Annotated in this window: 9 protein-coding genes and 1 pseudogene; 8 read left to right on the forward strand and 2 right to left on the reverse strand. The window is 72.8% G+C overall.

Features of this window, described 5'->3' with window-relative positions; all coding sequences use genetic code 11:
• Positions 1 to 639: 639 nt before the first annotated feature.
• The 5 genes from ACFYWQ_RS39240 (at position 640) to ACFYWQ_RS39260 (ending at position 12,469) form a co-directional block, all read left to right on the forward strand.
• A complete protein-coding gene (locus ACFYWQ_RS39240; protein WP_389524188.1) occupies positions 640 to 2,250 on the forward strand; it encodes an asparagine synthetase B family protein in 1,611 nt (536 codons plus the stop codon).
• A gap of 291 nt (positions 2,251 to 2,541) precedes the next feature.
• On the forward strand, positions 2,542 to 8,598 hold the full coding sequence (locus ACFYWQ_RS39245) for an amino acid adenylation domain-containing protein (protein WP_389524190.1): 6,057 nt from the start codon (positions 2,542 to 2,544) through the stop codon (positions 8,596 to 8,598).
• Between the two features lie 46 nt (positions 8,599 to 8,644).
• A complete protein-coding gene (locus ACFYWQ_RS39250) occupies positions 8,645 to 9,409 on the forward strand; it encodes a thioesterase II family protein (protein WP_389524193.1) in 765 nt (254 codons plus the stop codon).
• Position 9,410: 1 nt separating this feature from the next.
• A complete protein-coding gene (locus ACFYWQ_RS39255) occupies positions 9,411 to 10,562 on the forward strand; it encodes an LLM class flavin-dependent oxidoreductase (RefSeq protein ID WP_389524196.1) in 1,152 nt (383 codons plus the stop codon).
• Between the two features lie 392 nt (positions 10,563 to 10,954).
• Positions 10,955 to 12,469, forward strand: a complete 1,515-nt coding sequence (locus tag ACFYWQ_RS39260) for an actin cross-linking domain-containing toxin (protein ID WP_389524199.1) — start codon at positions 10,955 to 10,957, stop codon at positions 12,467 to 12,469.
• A 144-nt stretch (positions 12,470 to 12,613) separates the two neighbouring features.
• Here ACFYWQ_RS39260 and ACFYWQ_RS39265 read toward each other — a convergent pair whose 3' ends face one another.
• Positions 12,614 to 14,221, reverse strand: a complete 1,608-nt coding sequence (locus tag ACFYWQ_RS39265; RefSeq protein WP_389524201.1) for a protein kinase — start codon at positions 14,219 to 14,221, stop codon at positions 12,614 to 12,616.
• 294 nt (positions 14,222 to 14,515) lie between these two features.
• Between ACFYWQ_RS39265 and ACFYWQ_RS39270 the strand changes: the two are divergent.
• The 3 genes and pseudogenes from ACFYWQ_RS39270 to ACFYWQ_RS39280 all read left to right on the forward strand — a co-directional run.
• Positions 14,516 to 14,749, forward strand: a pseudogene (locus tag ACFYWQ_RS39270) (response regulator); the annotation flags it as partial.
• A gap of 125 nt (positions 14,750 to 14,874) precedes the next feature.
• Complete coding sequence (locus tag ACFYWQ_RS39275) at positions 14,875 to 15,126, forward strand: winged helix-turn-helix domain-containing protein (protein WP_389524204.1); 252 nt, start codon at positions 14,875 to 14,877, stop codon at positions 15,124 to 15,126.
• Between the two features lie 29 nt (positions 15,127 to 15,155).
• Complete coding sequence (locus ACFYWQ_RS39280) at positions 15,156 to 16,454, forward strand: sensor histidine kinase (protein WP_389524207.1); 1,299 nt, start codon at positions 15,156 to 15,158, stop codon at positions 16,452 to 16,454.
• Here ACFYWQ_RS39280 and ACFYWQ_RS39285 read toward each other — a convergent pair.
• On the reverse strand, positions 16,360 to 17,877 hold the full coding sequence (locus ACFYWQ_RS39285; protein ID WP_389524210.1) for an aromatic amino acid ammonia-lyase: 1,518 nt from the start codon (positions 17,875 to 17,877) through the stop codon (positions 16,360 to 16,362). The two genes, ACFYWQ_RS39280 and ACFYWQ_RS39285, sit on opposite strands and share 95 nt — an antisense overlap.
• Between the last annotated feature and the right edge of the window lie 38 nt (positions 17,878 to 17,915).

A 17,915-nucleotide genomic window follows, 5' to 3' on the forward strand; every position in this document is an offset into this window, starting at 1 on the left:
CACTGCGTTCCGGCCGTCACTCCTCGGAACCTCATAGCAATCTATCCACGTCGATCGCCGGTAATGTTGCGGGATCATGAAATGTGGAAGCCGTGCCGGCCGCCGCGGCGAAGCCGTACTTTTCGCTGCTCATTTCGCGTGCCGTCGCATTCCATGGACAAGGGCGAAGAAACGACGGAGACGGACCATTCAGGACATGACGACAGGTTTCATAAGTGCGTCCCGACCTTCCACATTTCATGATCCCGTAACATTACCGGCGGCCGATCGGGCTAGATTGCTATGAGGTTCCGAGTAGTGACGGCCAGAGCTCAGCGCTCAACAGAGTGAAATGAGTCGAACGTGTCGCTGAAGTCATTGGGGCGGTCGCCAGAAAAGGGACATGCGCGGCAGACGGTACGGACGTAATTCGAATCCGGTGAATTACGTGAGTCTGAAGAATCTCGCGAGGTCTCAATGTCTAGTTTTGCCGGATGGTCGGCTTATTCCGAGAAGGCTGAGGTACGCGAAGCGGACTTCAGCCGCCTGATGACGGACCTCGCTGTGCGCGGCAGGGCCGGACACGGGACATGGCGGCACGAGAATGCCGCCCTTGTGCAGACGGTCGGTCCCACCTGGACCGGGCCCACAGGGCCGGCGGTGCTCGGACGCGCCGGGGCCCCGCCGGTGGCCGTGGTCTTCGACGGTCACCTCGCCGACGCCACCGGCCTCGCGGCCTCGCTGGCGGTGCGCCCGGGGTACTCGCCCTCGGAACTGGTGGCCCACGCCTACCTCAGGTGGGGGCGAGCCGCTGTCGAGCGGTTCCAGGGCGACTTCGCGTTCGCCGTCCTGGACGCGGACCGGGTGCTGCTGGGACGCGACCGCCTCGGCCTCAAACCACTCAGCTATCTGGTGACCGAGAACGGCCTGCTGTTCTCCTCCGACCTCGCCGCCCTCGCGCGGCACCCGTGGGTCCGGCCCCGGCTCACCGCCGACGGCCTGAGCGCGTTGATCACACAACTGCGTCCGCCGGGGCGCGGGGTGCTCGCGGACGTGCGGGAGGTGGTGCCGGGAACCACGGTCGAGTTCCGGGCCGCCGGTGCCGGCTCCGAGACGCGTTACTGGTCGCTTCAGGATCCACCGGAGGCCGCACGGGGCCGCCCCGTCGACCAGGTCAGAGAGCTGCTGGACGAGGCCGTGCGCCGTGCGCTGGGCGACGCCGAGCCCGCCGTGCTGCTGTCCGGAGGACTGGACTCCAGCGTGCTGACCGGCCTCACCGCCGGCATCGCGAAACACCCCCCGAAGACCTTCACGGTCGTGTTCGACCAGACCGGCGTCCCGGTTCCCGACCGGCCGTACGCGCAGGAGGTCGTCGACTTCCTCGGGTGCGAGCACCACGAGGCCGAGATCGACCCCCGTGAGCTCTCCGCACCCGGTCTGCTGGCCGAGGTCGCCGCGGCCAAGGACCACCCGACCCCGTTCGGCGACAAGAACATCACGCCGTACGTCTTCGGACGCCGGGTCGCGGAGGCGGTGCCGGTGGTGCTCAGCGGGGAAGGCGCGGACGCGGTGTTCACCGGGCTCGGCGGGGATCCCGACCCCACCCGTGCTCTCACATCGTTTCCCTGGATCGAACGTTCCCGGCGTTTCGGTCTGCCGTACGGCATCGGGGCCGGGCTGTTCGACGCGGATCTGCTCTCCGCCATCGACGTGTCCGGCTGGATCGACTCGCTGTTCCGCGAAGCCGTCGCGGAGGTGCGGCACCCGCCGGGTGCGTCCCGCACCGACCGCCTCGCCCGCGAGATCGATCACCTGACGATCACCCGGCTGCTCGAGCAGACGGTGCTCCACTCGGAGCGGATATCGACGGCCGCCGGGCTCCAGGTGCGCTTCCCGTTCGCCGACCCTCAGGTGGTGTCGGCCGTGTACCACCTGCCGGCGCGGGCGAAGTCCTTCGACGGCAGGGAGAAGAGCCTGCTGCGCGCCCTCGGGCACGACCTGGTACCGGAGTCGGTGCGCACCCGGCCGAAGGTGCCCTACCCCATCACCTACGACACGTACTACAAATCCGCTCTCCTGAGCCGCCTCCGGGCGCTGTTGGACGACTCGGCGGCCCCTGTGCACGCGCTGCTGGACCGTCGTGCCGCCGCCGCTGTCGTCGACGATCCGAGCCGGCTCGACCGTGGTGGCTGGCTCGGCCGGGCGGACGTCGAGATGGTGTTGCAGCTCGACGCCTGGCTCAGACGGCTGCACGTGCGGATCCAGGTGTGATCCAGCCGCTCGCCGACGCGGCGCCGCCCACACCGTCCGGGCACTGAGCCCGGAGATCCGCCGCCTCGGCCGTACCCGTCTGCCCATGGCCCCGGTCCTCGCCCCGGCGGGGAGAGCCACCGATGCCGCCGCCCGAGGGCCGGCAGACGTCTCCCGTCGTTGCGCGCGGCAGCGCGTCAACACCCCCCACACACATCCGGCTGTCCGCCATGGACCGACCTGACTTCGCCGTGCCGAACAAGCACCGGGCGGCGAGGAAGAAGCCGGAAGCGACGCGGAAATGAGGCACATGTGAGTGACCCGAAGCAGGTCCCGCTCTCGGTCGGGCAGGAAGCCATCTGGGTCGCGTGGAAACGTGACCGGACCGCCTGGACGAACATCATCCCGACGCCGTTCGAAGTGACCGGTTCGCTCGACGTGGCACGCCTGCGTGAGGCGGTCAGGGAGATCGGCGAACTCTACCCCCAGCTCCGTGGCCGGGTCCTGGCCACACCGGGCGGCCTGGTCCTGGACCGCTCGGGCGGCCCGGAGATCCCGGTGACGGAGACGAGGACGGACCTCCCCAGGGACGAGGCCGTACGCAAGAGCTGGCAACGGCCGTTCAACCTGCGCCGCGGACCGCTCGCCCGGGTGGAGCTGCTGCGGGGCACGGACTTCACCGTCCTGGTCCTGGCCGTGCACCACCTGGTGTTCGACGGCGCGTCGATCCTCGTGCTCCTGGAGGCGCTGAGGGAGACCTACGCGGGTGTCGCTCCGGTCGCCCCCGACCACGGCGAACTGGTGCACCACGCCGAGCGGTCGCACGCGCTGGCCGACGGTCCGGAAGGCGAACCCGACCGGGAGTACTGGCGGGAGACGCTGGGCGGGCGGGACATCGGCTTCCGGCTGCCGCCGAGCGTGGACGAGACGCAGTACACCGTGCTGGAGGAGCTGTTACCCGGAGAACTCACCGCCCGGCTGCGCTCACGCGCCACCGAGCTCGGTGTCTCCTACACCTCGGTGCTCCTGGGAAGCTACTTCGCGTTGCTGCGCCGCTACGGCGGAGGCTCGGACGTCCTGTCGTTCGTGCCCTACCACGGCCGGTCCTCGGCGTCGCTGCGCGACCTCGTCTGGGACTTCGTGAACCCCCTGCCGGTCCTGGACCGGCCCACGGCGGACGACACCTACGCCTCGCTGACCCGTCGTGTCCACGCTCGCGTGAGGGACGCCGTCGCGCACGGGAACCTGCCACTGCCGGCGATCATGCGGGCGGCCGGCCTCACCGGGCCGGAAGCGGGGGCACGCACCCACCAGACGGTGTTCCAGGTCTGGAACGCCGGCCTGCGGGACGGGGTCGACGTGCAGGATCTGCCCCTGCACCATGGCGGGCACCGGGCGTCGCTGCGGCTGCTCGGCATGGAGAGCTCCGCCGGTTTCACCCTGGCGACGATGGTGCGGGAGGACAGCACCGGCACCCACGTGCTGTGGAAGGACCCCACCGGAGCCGTCGGCCCCACCCGGATGGCGGAACTCGCCCACGACTACCGTTCCGTACTCGACTCGGTCGCCGAGAACCCCGAGACACCGCTGATCGACGTCCGACGGGACCTCGGGGCAGCCCCCGAAGCCGTGGAACAGCCACGGCCCGGCCCTTCTCCGAAGCGGGCCGCGGACGGGTCGGTGACGGAGATGGCCCGTCTCTGGGCCGACGTGCTCGGCGTGCGGGAGATCGGCCCGGAGGACTCGTTCTTCGAGCTGGGGGGCCACTCGCTGCTGGCGGAGAAGCTGGTGCTCGCGGTCAACCAGCGCTACGACGCCGAGGCGGCGTCGATCCGGACCCTGTTCGACCACCCCCGCCTGCACGACTTCACGGCGGCGCTGGCTCCGGCCGCCGCCCCGCAAGAGACGGGCGGCCTGCCGGCCGCGGACCCCGTGCCGCCCGAGCCGGACCGTACCGCCCCGAGGACCGCGCCCGCCGTCCTCGTCCGGCCCGCCTCCCCCCACCAGCAGCGCATGTGGTTCGTGGACCGGTTCGAGAACGGCGAGATCTATCCGGCGGCGCCGACCTACCACAACCTCAGGCTCGTGCTGCGGCTCCCCGAGGCCCCCGAGCGGTCCCGGCTGGACGCCGCCGTCTCGGCGGTGGTGCGGGCGCACGAGGCGCTGCGCACCACGTTCGACCACGTGGACGGCCAGGTCGTGCAGCGCATCCACGAGACCGTCCCCGTGCGCCCGCAGTGGCTGCCCGCCGGCACCGGCCCCGAAGCGCTGCGCGCGGCCGCCACCGCACCGTTCGACCTGGTCGAGGGCCCGCTGCTGCGCGTCACCGTGCTGCCGCACGAGGACGGCTCGGCCCGGCTGGCGCTGACCGCCCACCAGGCCGTCGCGGACGACCACTCGCTGCGGCTCCTCGCCCGGCAGCTCCTCGGCGACACCCCCGGACCCAGCAGCTTCAGCACCTGGCACGAGCGGATACCGGAAGACGCGCGGCGCGCGGACATCGAGGCACGCGCCGCCGTGCTCAGCCCTCCGGCCGAGCCCCTGCGCCTGCCCGAACGGCGTCGGCGCGACGCCGTCCACGTCTACGAGGAGGCCACGGCCGGCTTCTCGGTCCCGGCGGACACAGCGGTCGGCACCCTCGCCGAAGGGCTCGGCGTGGCCCCCGCCGACGTGCTGCTGGCCGCCTTCACCGCCGTCCTCGGCTGGTACACCGGACAGACCGACCTGGTGCTGGGGCTGACCCACCCGGGACGCCACGACGCCGACCGCGACATCGTCGGCCCCCTGTCCAACCTGCTGCCGCTCCGCTTCGAGGCGCGGCCGGACGTCACCTTCGACCGGCTGGCGACGGCGGTCGCGGCCGAGCGCGCGCACGCCCAGCGGCACGGGCTCGCGCAGTTCGACGAGCTGGTGCGCCGGATCGACCCGGTCAAGGACATGAGCCGCACCGCCCTGTTCGACGTGCTCGTCACGGTCCTCGACGGAACCGGGCCGCGGGAGGAGACCGGCCTCGCGGGCGGCTACGGCAAGTACGACCTCCACCTCGTGCTGCGCGCGGAAGACGGCGGCCACCGGGGCGTCCTCGTCTTCAACGGCCGCTACTTCGACCACGACCAGATCGCCGCCCTCGCGGAGCACTTCACGACGGTCCTGCGGCAGCTCGCGAAGCAACCGCACACCGCGCTCGGCGACCTGGACCCGCTGACCGACGACGAACGCCACACCCAACTGGCGGTCTGGAACGCGACCGACGCCGCGTACCCGGAGACCACCGTCCACGAACTGGTCCGGCAGGCCGCCGGGCGCCGGCCCGAGGCCGTGGCGCTGACGCACGAAGGCACGCAGATCACCTACGGACAGCTCCTCGCCCGGTCCCGGCGGCTCGCGAAGGTCCTCCTCGAACGGGGCGTGGAGCCGGGCGAACTCGTCGCCCTGCTGCTGCCGCGAGGGCCACGGCAGATCGAAGCCATCCTCGCCGTGCTGTTCGCTGGGGCCGCGTACCTGCCGGTCGACCCGGCGGGCCCGCGGGAACGGGCGGCCTTCATCCTCGACGACTCCGGAGCCCGGTTCGCGGTGACCCCGGACGGCGCCGGCATCCCGGGGTTCTCGGGGACCGCCGTCGCCGCCGACGCCGAACCCGGCACCGACCGCGACCTGCCTCCGGTGGCCGCCGACGCGCCCGCCTACTGCATCTACACCTCCGGCACCACCGGAAAGCCGAAGGGTGTGGTGATCACCCACCGGAACCTGGTGCGGCTCGTCACCAACGAGCGCTTCCCGTTCGTGTTCGGACCGAGCGACGTGTGGACGATGTTCCACTCCTACGCCTTCGACTTCTCGGTCTGGGAGGTCTTCGGCGCACTCGTGCACGGCGGCAGGCTGGTGCTCGTGACCGAGGAGCAGACCCGCGACCCGGAGCAGTTCTGGGCGCTGCTGCAACGCGAAGGGGTCACCGTACTCAACCAGACCCCGAGCGCGTTCAGCCGGATCGCGGACCGGGAACCGGCGACGCCCACGGGGCTCAACCGGCTGCGCTACGTGATCTTCGGAGGCGAGGCCCTGCGCCCGGCGGTGCTGGGTGACTGGCTGGAACGCCGTCCCCATGTGCGGCTGGTGAACATGTACGGCATCACCGAGACCACGGTGCACGCCAGCGTCCACACCGTGACCCGGGCGGACGTCGACGCGGACGCCGCTGTCATCGGCCGGCCGATCCCCACCACCCGGCTGCTGCTCCTGGACCGGCTGACGGGCCGTCGGCTGCTGCCGGCCGGCGCGGTCGGTGAGATCCACGTCGGCGGCGACGGAGTCGCGGGCGGCTACGCCAGCAGGCCCGAGCTGACCGCGCAGCGGTTCGTCGAGTCGCCGTTCGGCGACGGGACGCTGTTCCGCAGCGGCGATCTGGCCCGGTACCGACCGGACGGAGCGCTGGAATTCGTCGGCCGGGCCGACGACCAGGTGCAGCTTCGCGGATACCGCGTCGAACCCGGCGAGGTGCGCGCCGCGCTGCTCGAACACCCGCAGGTCCACGACGCCGCGGTGCTGTCCGAGCCGGACCGCCTCGTCGGAGTCGTGGCCACCACCGCCCCGCTCACCCGGCGCGACCTCTACGACCACCTGCTCGCCAAGGTGCCCGGCTACATGATCCCGGGAGAGTTCCGCACCGTCGCGGAGATCCCGTTGACGCCCAACGGAAAAGTGGACAAGGAAGCGCTGCGCCGCCGACCGGGGACACCCCCGGCCGAACCGGCGGCCACGGGACCGGTCGCCACCGGGAGCGGCACGGCGGCGGTCCTCGGGCAGCTGTGGTCGGAGCTGCTCGGTGTCTCCTCGGTGAAACCCGACGACTCGTTCTTCGCGCTGGGCGGGCACTCGATGAACGCGGTCTCGCTGATCGCACGGATCCAGCAGCACTACGGTGTGAAGCTGCCGATGCGCGCCTTGTTCGAGCACCCCCGCCTGGGTGACCTCGCCGCGCTCGTCGACCGCGAGCTCGGCGACGGCGCGTCCGCTGTCACTCCGGGCGCGGCGCCGGCCGCCGACCGACTGCCGTCGGCCGGCCCGTTGCAGCGACAGCTCTGGCTCGCGGAGCAGGTCGAGAAGCGCTCCCGCAACACGGTCCTGCTGTCCTGGAAGGCCGAGGGGCCACTCGGCCTGGCGGTGCTGAACCGTGCGCTGGCCGAGCTGGTCGCGGGGCACGAGATCCTGCGCACCGCGTTCGTGACGGACGGCGGCGCGCTGCGCCAGGTCGTCCGGGAGCCGTGGCGGCCCCGTATCGAGCTGGTGTCCGTCGCCGACCCCGCCGAGCCGGACGAGGAACTGGCCCAATGGCTCGAAGAGAGCGCGGCGCAACCCTTCGACCTGGAGTCCGGGCGTCTGCTGCGGTTCGCCGTAGCGGACCTCGGGGCGCACGCGCACGCGCTGCTGGTGTGCGCACACCACCTCGTCATCGACGGGGAATCGGTCCCGACGCTGCTGTCGGAGCTCGACCGCTACTACCGTGCCGTCGCGGACGGAGTACCCGCCGAGCCGCCGCGCACGCAGTACCGGGAGTTCGTGGCAGCCGGGGAAGCGGCCCGCGGGGGCGAGCGGCAGCGCCGTGACCTCGACTTCTGGGGTGAACGGCTCGACGGCGCCCGGAGCACGGTCGAGTTCCCCGAGCCGCCGGCGGCGCCCGAGCCGGACGGGGCGGTCACGGTGCCGTTGCCGGCCGGCCTGGGACAGCGGCTGCGGCACCTCCAGACCCGCCACTCGGTGTCCTGGTTCATGGTGGTGGGCGCGGCGCTGGTGACCGCTCTGCACCGCTGGACCGGCCAGACGAGTCTGACGGTGGGCGTCCCCGCCGTCCCACCGGACCGGGGCGCTTTCCCGGACCTGCTCGGGCCCTCCCTCAACACCGTCGTGCTGCGGTCCGACGTGACCGCGAACAGCTCGCTCGGCGACGTACTGGCCGCGGTGAGGACCGAGACGCTCGACGCGTTCGTTCACGCCGAGGCCCCGTTCGAGGACGTCCTGGAGCGGCTGGCCCCGGTGCGGCAGCCAGGACGCTCGCCCTACACCGATGTCACGCTGAACATGAATCTGCGCAGCGACCGCACGGCGGAGCTGGGAGGAACGCGTCTGCGGCCGGTCTTCCTCGACCGGCTCGGTGCCAGGGAGGCCAAGACGGGCATCACCCTGACCGTGGCCGAAGAGGACGGTGAGCTGGCCGCCGTGCTGTCCTACCAGGGGACGCGGGTCTCGGCGCAGCAGGCGGGCGTGCTGGCCGCGGCGGTCGGCGACGTGCTCGTCGGCCTGGCGGACGCCCCGGAGCGGGCACTGGCCGACACCGTGGTCCGGCACCGGCCGGGAAAGGGAGCCGCGAGGTGACGCGGGTGTGCCGCGCAACCCGGCCTTCGGGGAAACGGGACGAGCCATGAGCGGACCACGAAGCGGCTGGACCATCGGAAAGCCCCTGGCGGACCGCCCTCTCGTCACCCTGTACTGCTTCCCGCACTCGGGCGCGATCGCCAGCGAGTTCGTCCGGTGGGGCGCGGAGCTCCCGGGGGTGGAGGTCTACGGCATCTGCGCGCCGGGACGGGGTCCCCGCTCGCGCGAGCGGGGACCGGACACCATCGGAGAGTTCGTCAGGGATCTGGTGGACGAGACCGAGTTCGCCGAGCCGGCCGTGTTCTTCGGACACAGTCTCGGCGCCCTGACCGCGTTCGAGACGATCAGAGAACTGCGCGCCCGCGGGAAGCCGCTGCCCCGCAAGCTCATCGCCTCGGCCCACGCCGCCCCGCAGCTCGGGCGCACGGCCACCGGGCTCGCGGGCCTCACCGACCCGCGGCTCATGGCGGAGGTCGAGGCCCGCTACGGCGCGCTGCCCCCGCACGTGACGACCAACCCCGAACTGACCGCCCTGGTCATGCAGACGTTCCGCGCCGACCTGCGGCTGCTCGACTCCTACCGTCACGAACCCGGTGATCCGCTCCCGGTGCCCCTGGAGGTCTTCGGGGGCGAACAGGACACCTCGGTGCCGCCCGATGCCCTCCTGGCCTGGCGGGACCAGACGGCCGGGGAGTTCACCGCCCGGTGGTTCACCGGGGACCACTTCTACTTCCGGCACGATCCGGAACCGGTGTACGCGGCGCTCCGGAACTCGCTGCTCCGACTCCTCCCATCGAAAGCGGGCCGTTGACATGACGACCGACGCCCAGATCCGCCTCCACTGGTACCTGCCGAGCGCCGGGGAGACCCGGCAGTTCCGGCAGGGCGGCACCAACGTCGTACTGCCCGACCGGGACTCCGCCGGACCCGGGGGCTTCCGCGCACCGACCCTGTCCTACCTGACGGAGATCGCCCTGGCGGTGGAGGAGGCCGGGTGCACGTCGGTACTCGTCCCGACCGGGTCCTCCTGTGAGGATCCCTGGATCGTGTCGTCCGTGCTCCTGGCGCACACCCGCACCCTCCGGTTCCTGGTGGCGCTGCACCCCCGCACCCAGCACCCGCTGCTGACCGCGCATCACGCGGCGACCTTCCAGCGGCTCGCCGGCCACGGCCGTCTGGCGCTGAACGTGGTGACCGGTGAACCGGGGTGGGAGGCACGCCGTTACGGCGACCACGGCGACAAGGCCGTGCAGTACGCCCGCACCGAGGAGTTCCTGCGGATCGTCCGGCCGCTGCTGGCGGGTGAGTCGGTCGATCACACCGGGGAGTACTTCGCGACGCGGGACGCCTCCGTGACGGCTCCGGGGCGCGACCTGCCCGCGGAGCCGCCGGAGATCTGGTTCGGCGGGTCCTCGGAGTACGCCCGGCCGGTCGCCGCCCGGCACGCCGACGTCTATCTGAGCTGGCTCGAACCGCTGGACATGATCGCGGAGAAGATCAAGTGGCTGGCCGAGGCGGTGCCCGAGGGCCGGTCGGCGCCGCGGTTCGGCCTGCGCGCCTGGCTGCTCAGCCGGGACACCGCCGAGCAGGCGTTCGCGGACGCCGAGCGGCATCTCGCCGGCATCGACCCGGCCCACGCCGCGCAGGCCCGCGCGCTGCTGGGCGCCCGTGGCTCGGTCGGCCAGGCCAGGGGCCAGAGCCTCCTCGAAGGAGCCGGCATCGAGGACCTGGACAGTCTCCACGTGGCGCCCAATCTCTGGGGCGGTTTCGGGCTCCTGGCCGGAGGCTCGGCGCTGGCGTTCGTAGGCAGTCACTCGGAGGTCGCCGACCGGCTGGAGGAGTACCGCGAGATCGGCGTGAGCGAGTTCATCCTCTCCGGGTTCCCGAACCTGGAGGAGGCCCACTGGCTCTCGGACGGCCTGGCACCGGAGTTGCGGAGGCGGGGGCTGCTGGCATCGGGGTGAGTTTCCGTGCGGAACGGGCGCATCCTTCGCCGTCCGCACCGGAGGAACGGCTCGGCTCAGCCGTCTCCTGACGCGGCCAGCACCCTGCGCCCCGTCCGTGCGCCGCCCCCGTGGCGCCTGGCCGGGAAGGCGTTCCTCGCCTCGATCCAGGTGTCCGGGGCGGCCTGAGCGGGACACCGCACCCGAGGACTGCCCTCCGGGTGCGGCAGTCTGCCCCCGGTCCTGCCCCCGCGGCCCTTCCCGGTGTGCGGGGAGGACGTCAGACTGCGCCTCGGTGCTCGTTTGTCGTCGGGCACGATGACCGGAACGACCTGGAGCACTCCTTGCGACCGCACGAGCTGAGTCCCGACCGTTCTCACCGGGCGCCGCGCAACGTACCCGTGCCGCCCCCCGTGCGCACGTCCGCCGGACCCGCCCGGCCGGACGGGCCGGCCGCCGCCGGTCACCACACCCCCGGTTCGGTCAGGACGCTCCAGGACGCCGCGGGCAACCGTGCGGTGACCGCCGCTCTGGGAGCGGGCGGCCGGACCGGCATGCCCGTGCAGCGGGTGGCCGCACCGGCGTTCGGCAAGAGCTTCGCCGGGTCCTCCATCGGCTCCGAGAGCGAACTGAGCGGTTTCGTCTGTGCGCTGCCGGTGAACGCCAGCCGGACGTTCGCGGTCGTCCGGTCCGAGGACGGCCGGCCCCTCGTCCAGGTCACCAAGGACATGAGCCAGGGCCCGTACCCCAACCCGAACAACCTGCCGATGGCCAAGACCGGGCAGTGGCAGATCCACACCGTCGAACTGGTCACCTATCCCTCGCTCATGGAGAAAGGGCAGGTCCAGGAGCGCAACGACGCGGTGCAGTTCCTGCTCGACGTCTTCCGCGCGCACACCGCCTCGCACAGCCACGAGCCGCTGAAGGCGCAGACCAGCGAGGGCGGCCGGTACAAGCTGGAGGTGACCGGCGCCAAGCACATCGTCGCGGCCGGCACCGGCATGAACGCCGAGGAGCAGGGGTCGGTGCGGATGCCGCCCGGCGGCCAGCAGCTCACCATGGGAGTCGCCGCCAAGGACTTCGGTACCGGGGCCGGCCGCGCGCCCGGGGACGGCGAGGAGCTGAAACTGCTGGAGAGCGCGCCCTGGTACCGGCGTGAGCTGGCCGCCGAGGCGGCCCAGCGGATACCGGAACTGTCCGGGCGGCCCGACGACCCGGCCGCCGTGGCCCGCGTCTACGCCTATCTGGCGTCCATCATCGACTTCACCGCCCATCTGCTGGCCAAGTACCGCCTGCCCATGGAGGGATACGAGCCCCAGGGGGCCCCGGAGGCGTTCGGACTCACCGATCCCAAGGTGAAGAACGAGTGGCAGATCCTGCCGCGCACCCGGCCGAAGAACATGCTGGACACCCTGCAAGGCAGTAGCCGGAGTGCCGCGATGGAGTTGCTGCGCACCATGCAGTCGCGCGGCGGCGACGAGCAGGCGTGGAAGGCCGCGCGGCAGTACATCTTCATCGGCGGCGGCGAGGTCGCCGGCCACGGCATCAACGACGCCAAGGTCACCTCCACGGAAGACGGCGTGGAGACCGAGCACCCCGCGGCGCTGTTCGAGTTCCGTACCGTTCCCGACAAGCTGAAGGACTACGTCCCGCAGCAGCGGCAGGCCGAGGCGCAGGTCTCCGACCCGCTGGCGGAGTTCGGCACCCGGCGGGGCGAGGCCGTGCGGGCCGTCACGGCGTCCGTCAGCTCTCCGGGCAACATGGAGGCGTTCGCCGAGTGGTTCCGCGAGCAGTACCCGCAGCACCACGGCAAGCCGACGGCCCGGCTGCTGAGCCTGGCCACGGCACTCCAGAAGTCCCAGTGGCTCAGGACCGTCAGGCCCGAGCAATGGCAGGAGATCCAGAGCCGCTTCCGCCCCTCCGCCTAGTTCCGACGGCCTTGCCCGCGGGGCGGACACGCACGGCAGCGAAGCGGGACCGCGCCTCTCCTCGCGAGCACTGCCGCCAGGTGAGGGAACTGAACGCCTCCTGCCCGAGGCCGGTCGTGGGCGCCGGGAAGGTGACGACAGGCGTCAGAGCTGTCGTGCCCAGTGCTGGGACGGCTCGTCGGAGCAGGTCGTCGTCAGCAGGCCGCCGAGGGGGTCCAGGTCGAGGCAGCCGTGTTCGCTGCGGAGGCTGCCGCCCGGGCCGGTACGCCACCGGCGGCCGATGTCCTGGGCACAGCCGCCCACGGAGACGTCGAGGCCGAGGCCGTAGGAGTGCAGGCACTGGCCGCTCTGCCGGTTGACGAGCTTGAAGGTGCCGTCCGGGGCGCTCCGGAGGGTCCATACGGCTCCCGGGTCCGCGCAGTCCTCGTCGTCGGCGTCACCGAAGACCTCGACGAGGCAGCCGCCGCTGTCGCCGTTGCGGTAGCGGAAACTGCCGGAGCCGGAGCCGGTGGTCGCCGGGGCCGGGGACGTCGCCGGCCCGGTGTCGTCGCCCCCGCTCCTGTCCTCGTCCGTCGCCTCGTCCCCGCCGGGTCGCTCCCCCGGGGACGCGGTGCCCGACGGGCTGCCGCCCGCCGCCGAGGCGGAGGGTGCCGCCCCCGCCCGGCCCTCCGGGGCCGAACCGTCCGGCAGATAGCGGACGGCGAGGACCGTCCCGCCCACCACGACGGCAACGGCGGCGAGCAGGACGCGGGTACGGCGGCGCCGCGCCGGCCGCCGAGGTGGGTCCGACTGCTCCGCCGCTCGGTCGCCCAGCCGGCGCGTCGGTACGTCGGCCTCCTGTACGCGAGCCGCGAAGGCGGCCCGCTCCGAGAGGCGTTCGGTGACGGCCCGCGGCCACACGGGAGGGCCGGACGGGGCGTACGCCGCGGCGCGTTCGACGAGTTCCGCGGCGGTGGGGCGGCTCTCGGGATCCTTGTCGAGGCAGGCCGCGACGGTCTCGGCGAGGTCCGGTTCCAGTTCCCGCAGCGGCTCCAGGTCGGGCTCCTCGTGGACGATGCGGTACAGCACGCCGTGCCCCGAGTCGTCGCCGAACGGGGGCCGGCCGCACGCGGCGTAGGCGATCATCGAGCCGAGGGCGAACACGTCGGTGGCGCCACTCGACCGGCCTGCCGCCGAGGCCTGTTCGGGTGCCATGTAGGCGGGCGTGCCCACGACCATGCCGGTCCGGGTCAGCCGGCTCTGCTCGGCGGCCCTGGCGATGCCGAAGTCGATGAGGGTGACGCCGTCCAGGGTCAGCATGACATTGGACGGCTTGAGATCGCGGTGCACCATGTCCAGCGCGTGCACCTCGGCCAGGCCCGCCGCGAGCTCCCGCAGCAGCAGCCACAGGACAGGGGCGGGCAGCGGACCGCCGTTCAGGTCGAGGGCCGCGCCCAGGGTGAGGCCGGGCACGTATGCCGTGGCCAGCCACGGGGGCCGGGCGGTGCGGTCGCCGGCGCACAGCGGCGCGGTGATCCGTTCGGGCAGCCGGGCGAGGTTGTCCAGCTCGTGTCCGAAGCGGCGCAGGAAGTCTTCGTCCTGGCCGACGGCGGAAGCCGACAGCTGTTTGACGGCAACGTAGCGGCCCTCGTACACCCCGAGGTACACCTGTCCCATGCCGCCGGCACCGAGCCGGCCCACCAGCGGTATCGGCCCGATCCGGCGCGGAGCGTCCGCCTCCAGCGGCCCGGCCCCGCTCCCCCTCAGATCCACCGCGCCCCCGCAGGATCGGAACCATTCTTCCTCGCAAGGTACTCCACAACTGATCCGGAATCAGCCGAGGAGCCCTACGGGCCGGGAGCGGCGACCGAACGGCACCCGGCCCGTGCCGTCGGCGCGGTTTCCGGCCACGACGAGTTCACGCCCCTCCCGCTCCCCTCAACTCTCCTGTCACTCTGGTGAGTTGAGGCGGTTCACGGGGACGAGGGGAGCGGGGCAGTGGCGCACGGGCGTACGCGGGACCGTCGGCGGCTGCTGCTGGTCGAGGACGACCAGGAGCTCGTGACGATGCTCTCCGAGGTACTGGGCGAGGAGGGTTACGCGGTCGACGTCGCGACCGACGGCCAGCGGGGCCTGCATCTCGGCCTCACCCGGCAGTACGACGTCGTCGTCCTCGACCGGCGTCTGCCGGTGCTGGACGGCCTGGACCTGCTGGGCCGGCTCCGCTCCCGGGCGCTGCGCACCCCGGTGCTGCTGCTGACGGCGATGGGCACCCTGCACGACCGGGTGGACGGGCTCGACGCCGGCGCGGACGACTACCTGGTCAAACCGTTCGAACTCGAGGAACTCATCGCCCGGTTACGGGCGTTGTGCCGGCGGGCGCTGGAGGTCACCGACGTCCTGAGATCGGCTCGGGCCACCTGTACGTGGCGCGCAGGGAGGTCGAGCTGGCCGACGGCGAGCGGATCGCCCTCGCCGCCCGGGAGTTCGCGCTGCTGTGGCTGCTCGCCTCGCGCCCCGACCTCGTGTACTCGCGGACGGAACTGCGCCGGACGGTGTTCCAGGAGGCGCCGGCGTCGTCCATCGTCGACACCTACGTCTACTACCTGCGGCGCAAGCTGGGCCGGCAGGTGGTGTACACGGTCCGCGGACTCGGTTACCGGCTGGGGGCGTTGTGAGGTCGTCGGCCCACGCGGAGTGGTCGGCGGTGCGCCGGGCACGGCTGCGGATCACCGTGATCACCGGGGTGGTCATCACGCTGCTGGTCACGGTCGTCGGCGCCGTCGCGGACCAGGTGATGACGCACGCGCAGCACGAGCAGGTGTGGCGGGAGCTGCGCTACGGCGCCGCGCGCGGCGACCCGTCGAGCCCGCCGGTGTGCACCTGGCTGTACACGCCGGGCGGGACTCCCCTGGTGAACGCCCCGGCCGGGTTCCCGGTGCGCGCCGACCTGGTGCGGGTGCACCGCACCCACGAGCCCATGGAGCGCACCCTGCGCCGGGACGGCACGGTCTACCTGGTGCGCACGCAGGTCAGGGCGGACGGGACCGTGGTGCAGGCGGTGTTCGACATGCGTTTCCAGCTGGCCGACCGCACGCACCTGTGGTTCGCGCTGGGCGTGGCCGAGGCGGTGGGGCTGCTCGCCGCCGCCGTCGCGGGATGGGTCCTCGGTCGCCTGTCGGTGGCACCGTTGGCCGAGGCGCTCTGCCGGCAGCGCCGGTTCGTCACGGACGCCAGTCACGAACTGCGCACGCCGATCACCCAGGTGTACACGCGGGCGCAGGTGCTGTCGCGGCAGGCGGTCGCCGAGGATCTGCCGGCCCCGCACCGCGAGGGGCTGACCCGGCTGGTCGGTTCGGTCGGCCGGCTCGGCGAGGTGCTCGACGACCTGCTGCTGTCCGCGAGCCTCACGGCGGGCCCGGCGCGGCCGTCGGAACGCCGGCCGGTCGACCTGGTCGCGCTGGCCCGGTCGGTGGTGGCCGAGGAGTCGGACCGGACCCGGGACCGCCGCCTGGACGTCGACGTCGACGGTCCCCCGCACCCCCTGTTCGTCGACGGCATCGAGTCCGCGCTGCGCCGTGCCGTCGGTGAGCTGCTGTCCAACGCGATCAGCCACACCCCGGAAGGCGGACGGATCGAGGTGGTCCTCGCGCAGGTCGGCGCCATGGTCTGGCTGACCGTGACGGACACCGGTCCCGGCTTCGATCCGACGGAGACGGAACGGCTGTTCGAGCGGTTCCACCGGAGCGGCGGCGGAGGCCGGTACGGGCTGGGTCTGGCGCTGTTGCGGGAAGTCGTCACCGGGCACGGGGGCACCGTCGTCGCCGTCGGCCGTCCCGGGCAGGGTGCCCGCTTCACCATCCGGCTCCCGCGGTGGACCGCCCCGTCCGACGCGGGCCCGGCCCGTCCGGTCAGGACGGGTCGAGCGTGGCGAGCAGGCGTGCCGCGGCGCGCACGTCCGCGTCCAGTGGGCGGTCGGGCTCGACCGGGGGGATCGCGTCGATGAGGGCGTCGAGGAGTGCGCCGCACCGGGGGGCGGTGGGGCGGCGGGCTCCGGCGTGGACGGCCTGGCGCAGGCCGAGGGCGAGCGACCCGCACAGCAGGCCGAGCAGTTCCGCCGTGTCGTAGGAGCGCAGGGCCGCCTGGGTGCCGAACGGGACGACGTCCTGGTTGTGCAGGTTCGTCGGCAGGCTCTGCATGGCGGCGGGGGCGGCGGCGCGGCGGATCTCGGCGACGAAGGCGGTGGTGGCCAGTTGCACGCCCTGGAGGCCGTGCTGGGTGCCCGGGGTGGTGGTGAGCATGGGCGGGAGGCCGCCGTTGCGCGCCGGGTCCACCAGCAGGTCGAGCTGGCGTTCGGCGAGGTTGCCCAGCTGGGCGGTGACGGAGGCGAGCAGGTCGGCGGCGAACGCCGCGGGCTGCCCGAAGAAGTTCCCGCCGTGCACCGCCTTGCCCTCTCCCGCCCTGTCCCCGGCGGCGTGGTCGGGGAAGAACAGCGGGTTGTCGCTGACGCCGCCGAGGTCCGCGGCGACCACGCCGTCGACGTAGCGCAGGGCGTCCTCCGCCGCGCCGAGCAGTTGGGGGGCGCAGCGGATGCTGTAGGGCTCTTGCAGGGGCCGGGTGCCGGAGGGCGTGGTGCGGGCGAGCGTGCGCCGCATGCGCGCGCCGACGTCGATCGCGCCGGGGTGGCCGTAGGCGCGCAGCAGGTCCGCGTCGAGGAAGCCGGGGTCGCAGCCGAGGAGGTCGGTCAGCAGGCAGGTGAGGGCCGTGAGTGAGCGGTGGGCGGCGCGCACGCGGTCGTGGGCCAGGGCGGTGGCCGCGGTGGTGACGGAGGTGCCGTTGACGAGGGCGAGCGCGTCCCGGCCGCCGAGCACGAGGGGGCGCAGTCCGGCGGCGGTCAGGGCGTCGGCGGCCGGCATGCGGCGGCCGTCGGCGTAGGCGTGTCCCCGGCCGCGCAGCGCCTGTGTGGCGTAGGCGAGCGGGATGAGGTCGCCGCTGGCGCCGACGGAGCCGTAGCGGGGGACGGCGGGCGTGAACGTCGTGGCGAACGTGGCGGCGAGCCGGTCGACGACGTCGGCGGACACCCCGGAGAGGCCCTGGGCGAGGGACCAGGTGCGCAGCAGGAGGGCGGCGCGTGTGATCTCGTGCGGCAGGTCCGGGCCCTGGCCGGCGCCGAGGTGGGCCAGGGTGTTGTCGCACTGGTCGGCCTCGTCGGCGCGGCCGGGGTATCCGGCGAGCGCGCCGAAGCCCGTGGTGGCGCCGTAGATCGGGCGGTCGTCGCCGTGGCGCAGGGCGTGGAAGAGGCGGCGGCCCCGGTCGACGCGGGCACGGGCCTCGTCGTCCACGTGGACGGTGAGCGGTGCCGCCGCGCGGCGCAGGGCGGCGGGGTCCAGGGGGCCGGTGAGAAGGACGCTGTCCGTGGTGGTGGGCACGACCGGAGAACGTAGGCGGGCAATCTCAGAGCGCTCTG

The organism is Streptomyces sp. NPDC003247, from assembly GCF_042888135.1.
Lineage (GTDB): Bacteria > Actinomycetota > Actinomycetes > Streptomycetales > Streptomycetaceae > Streptomyces.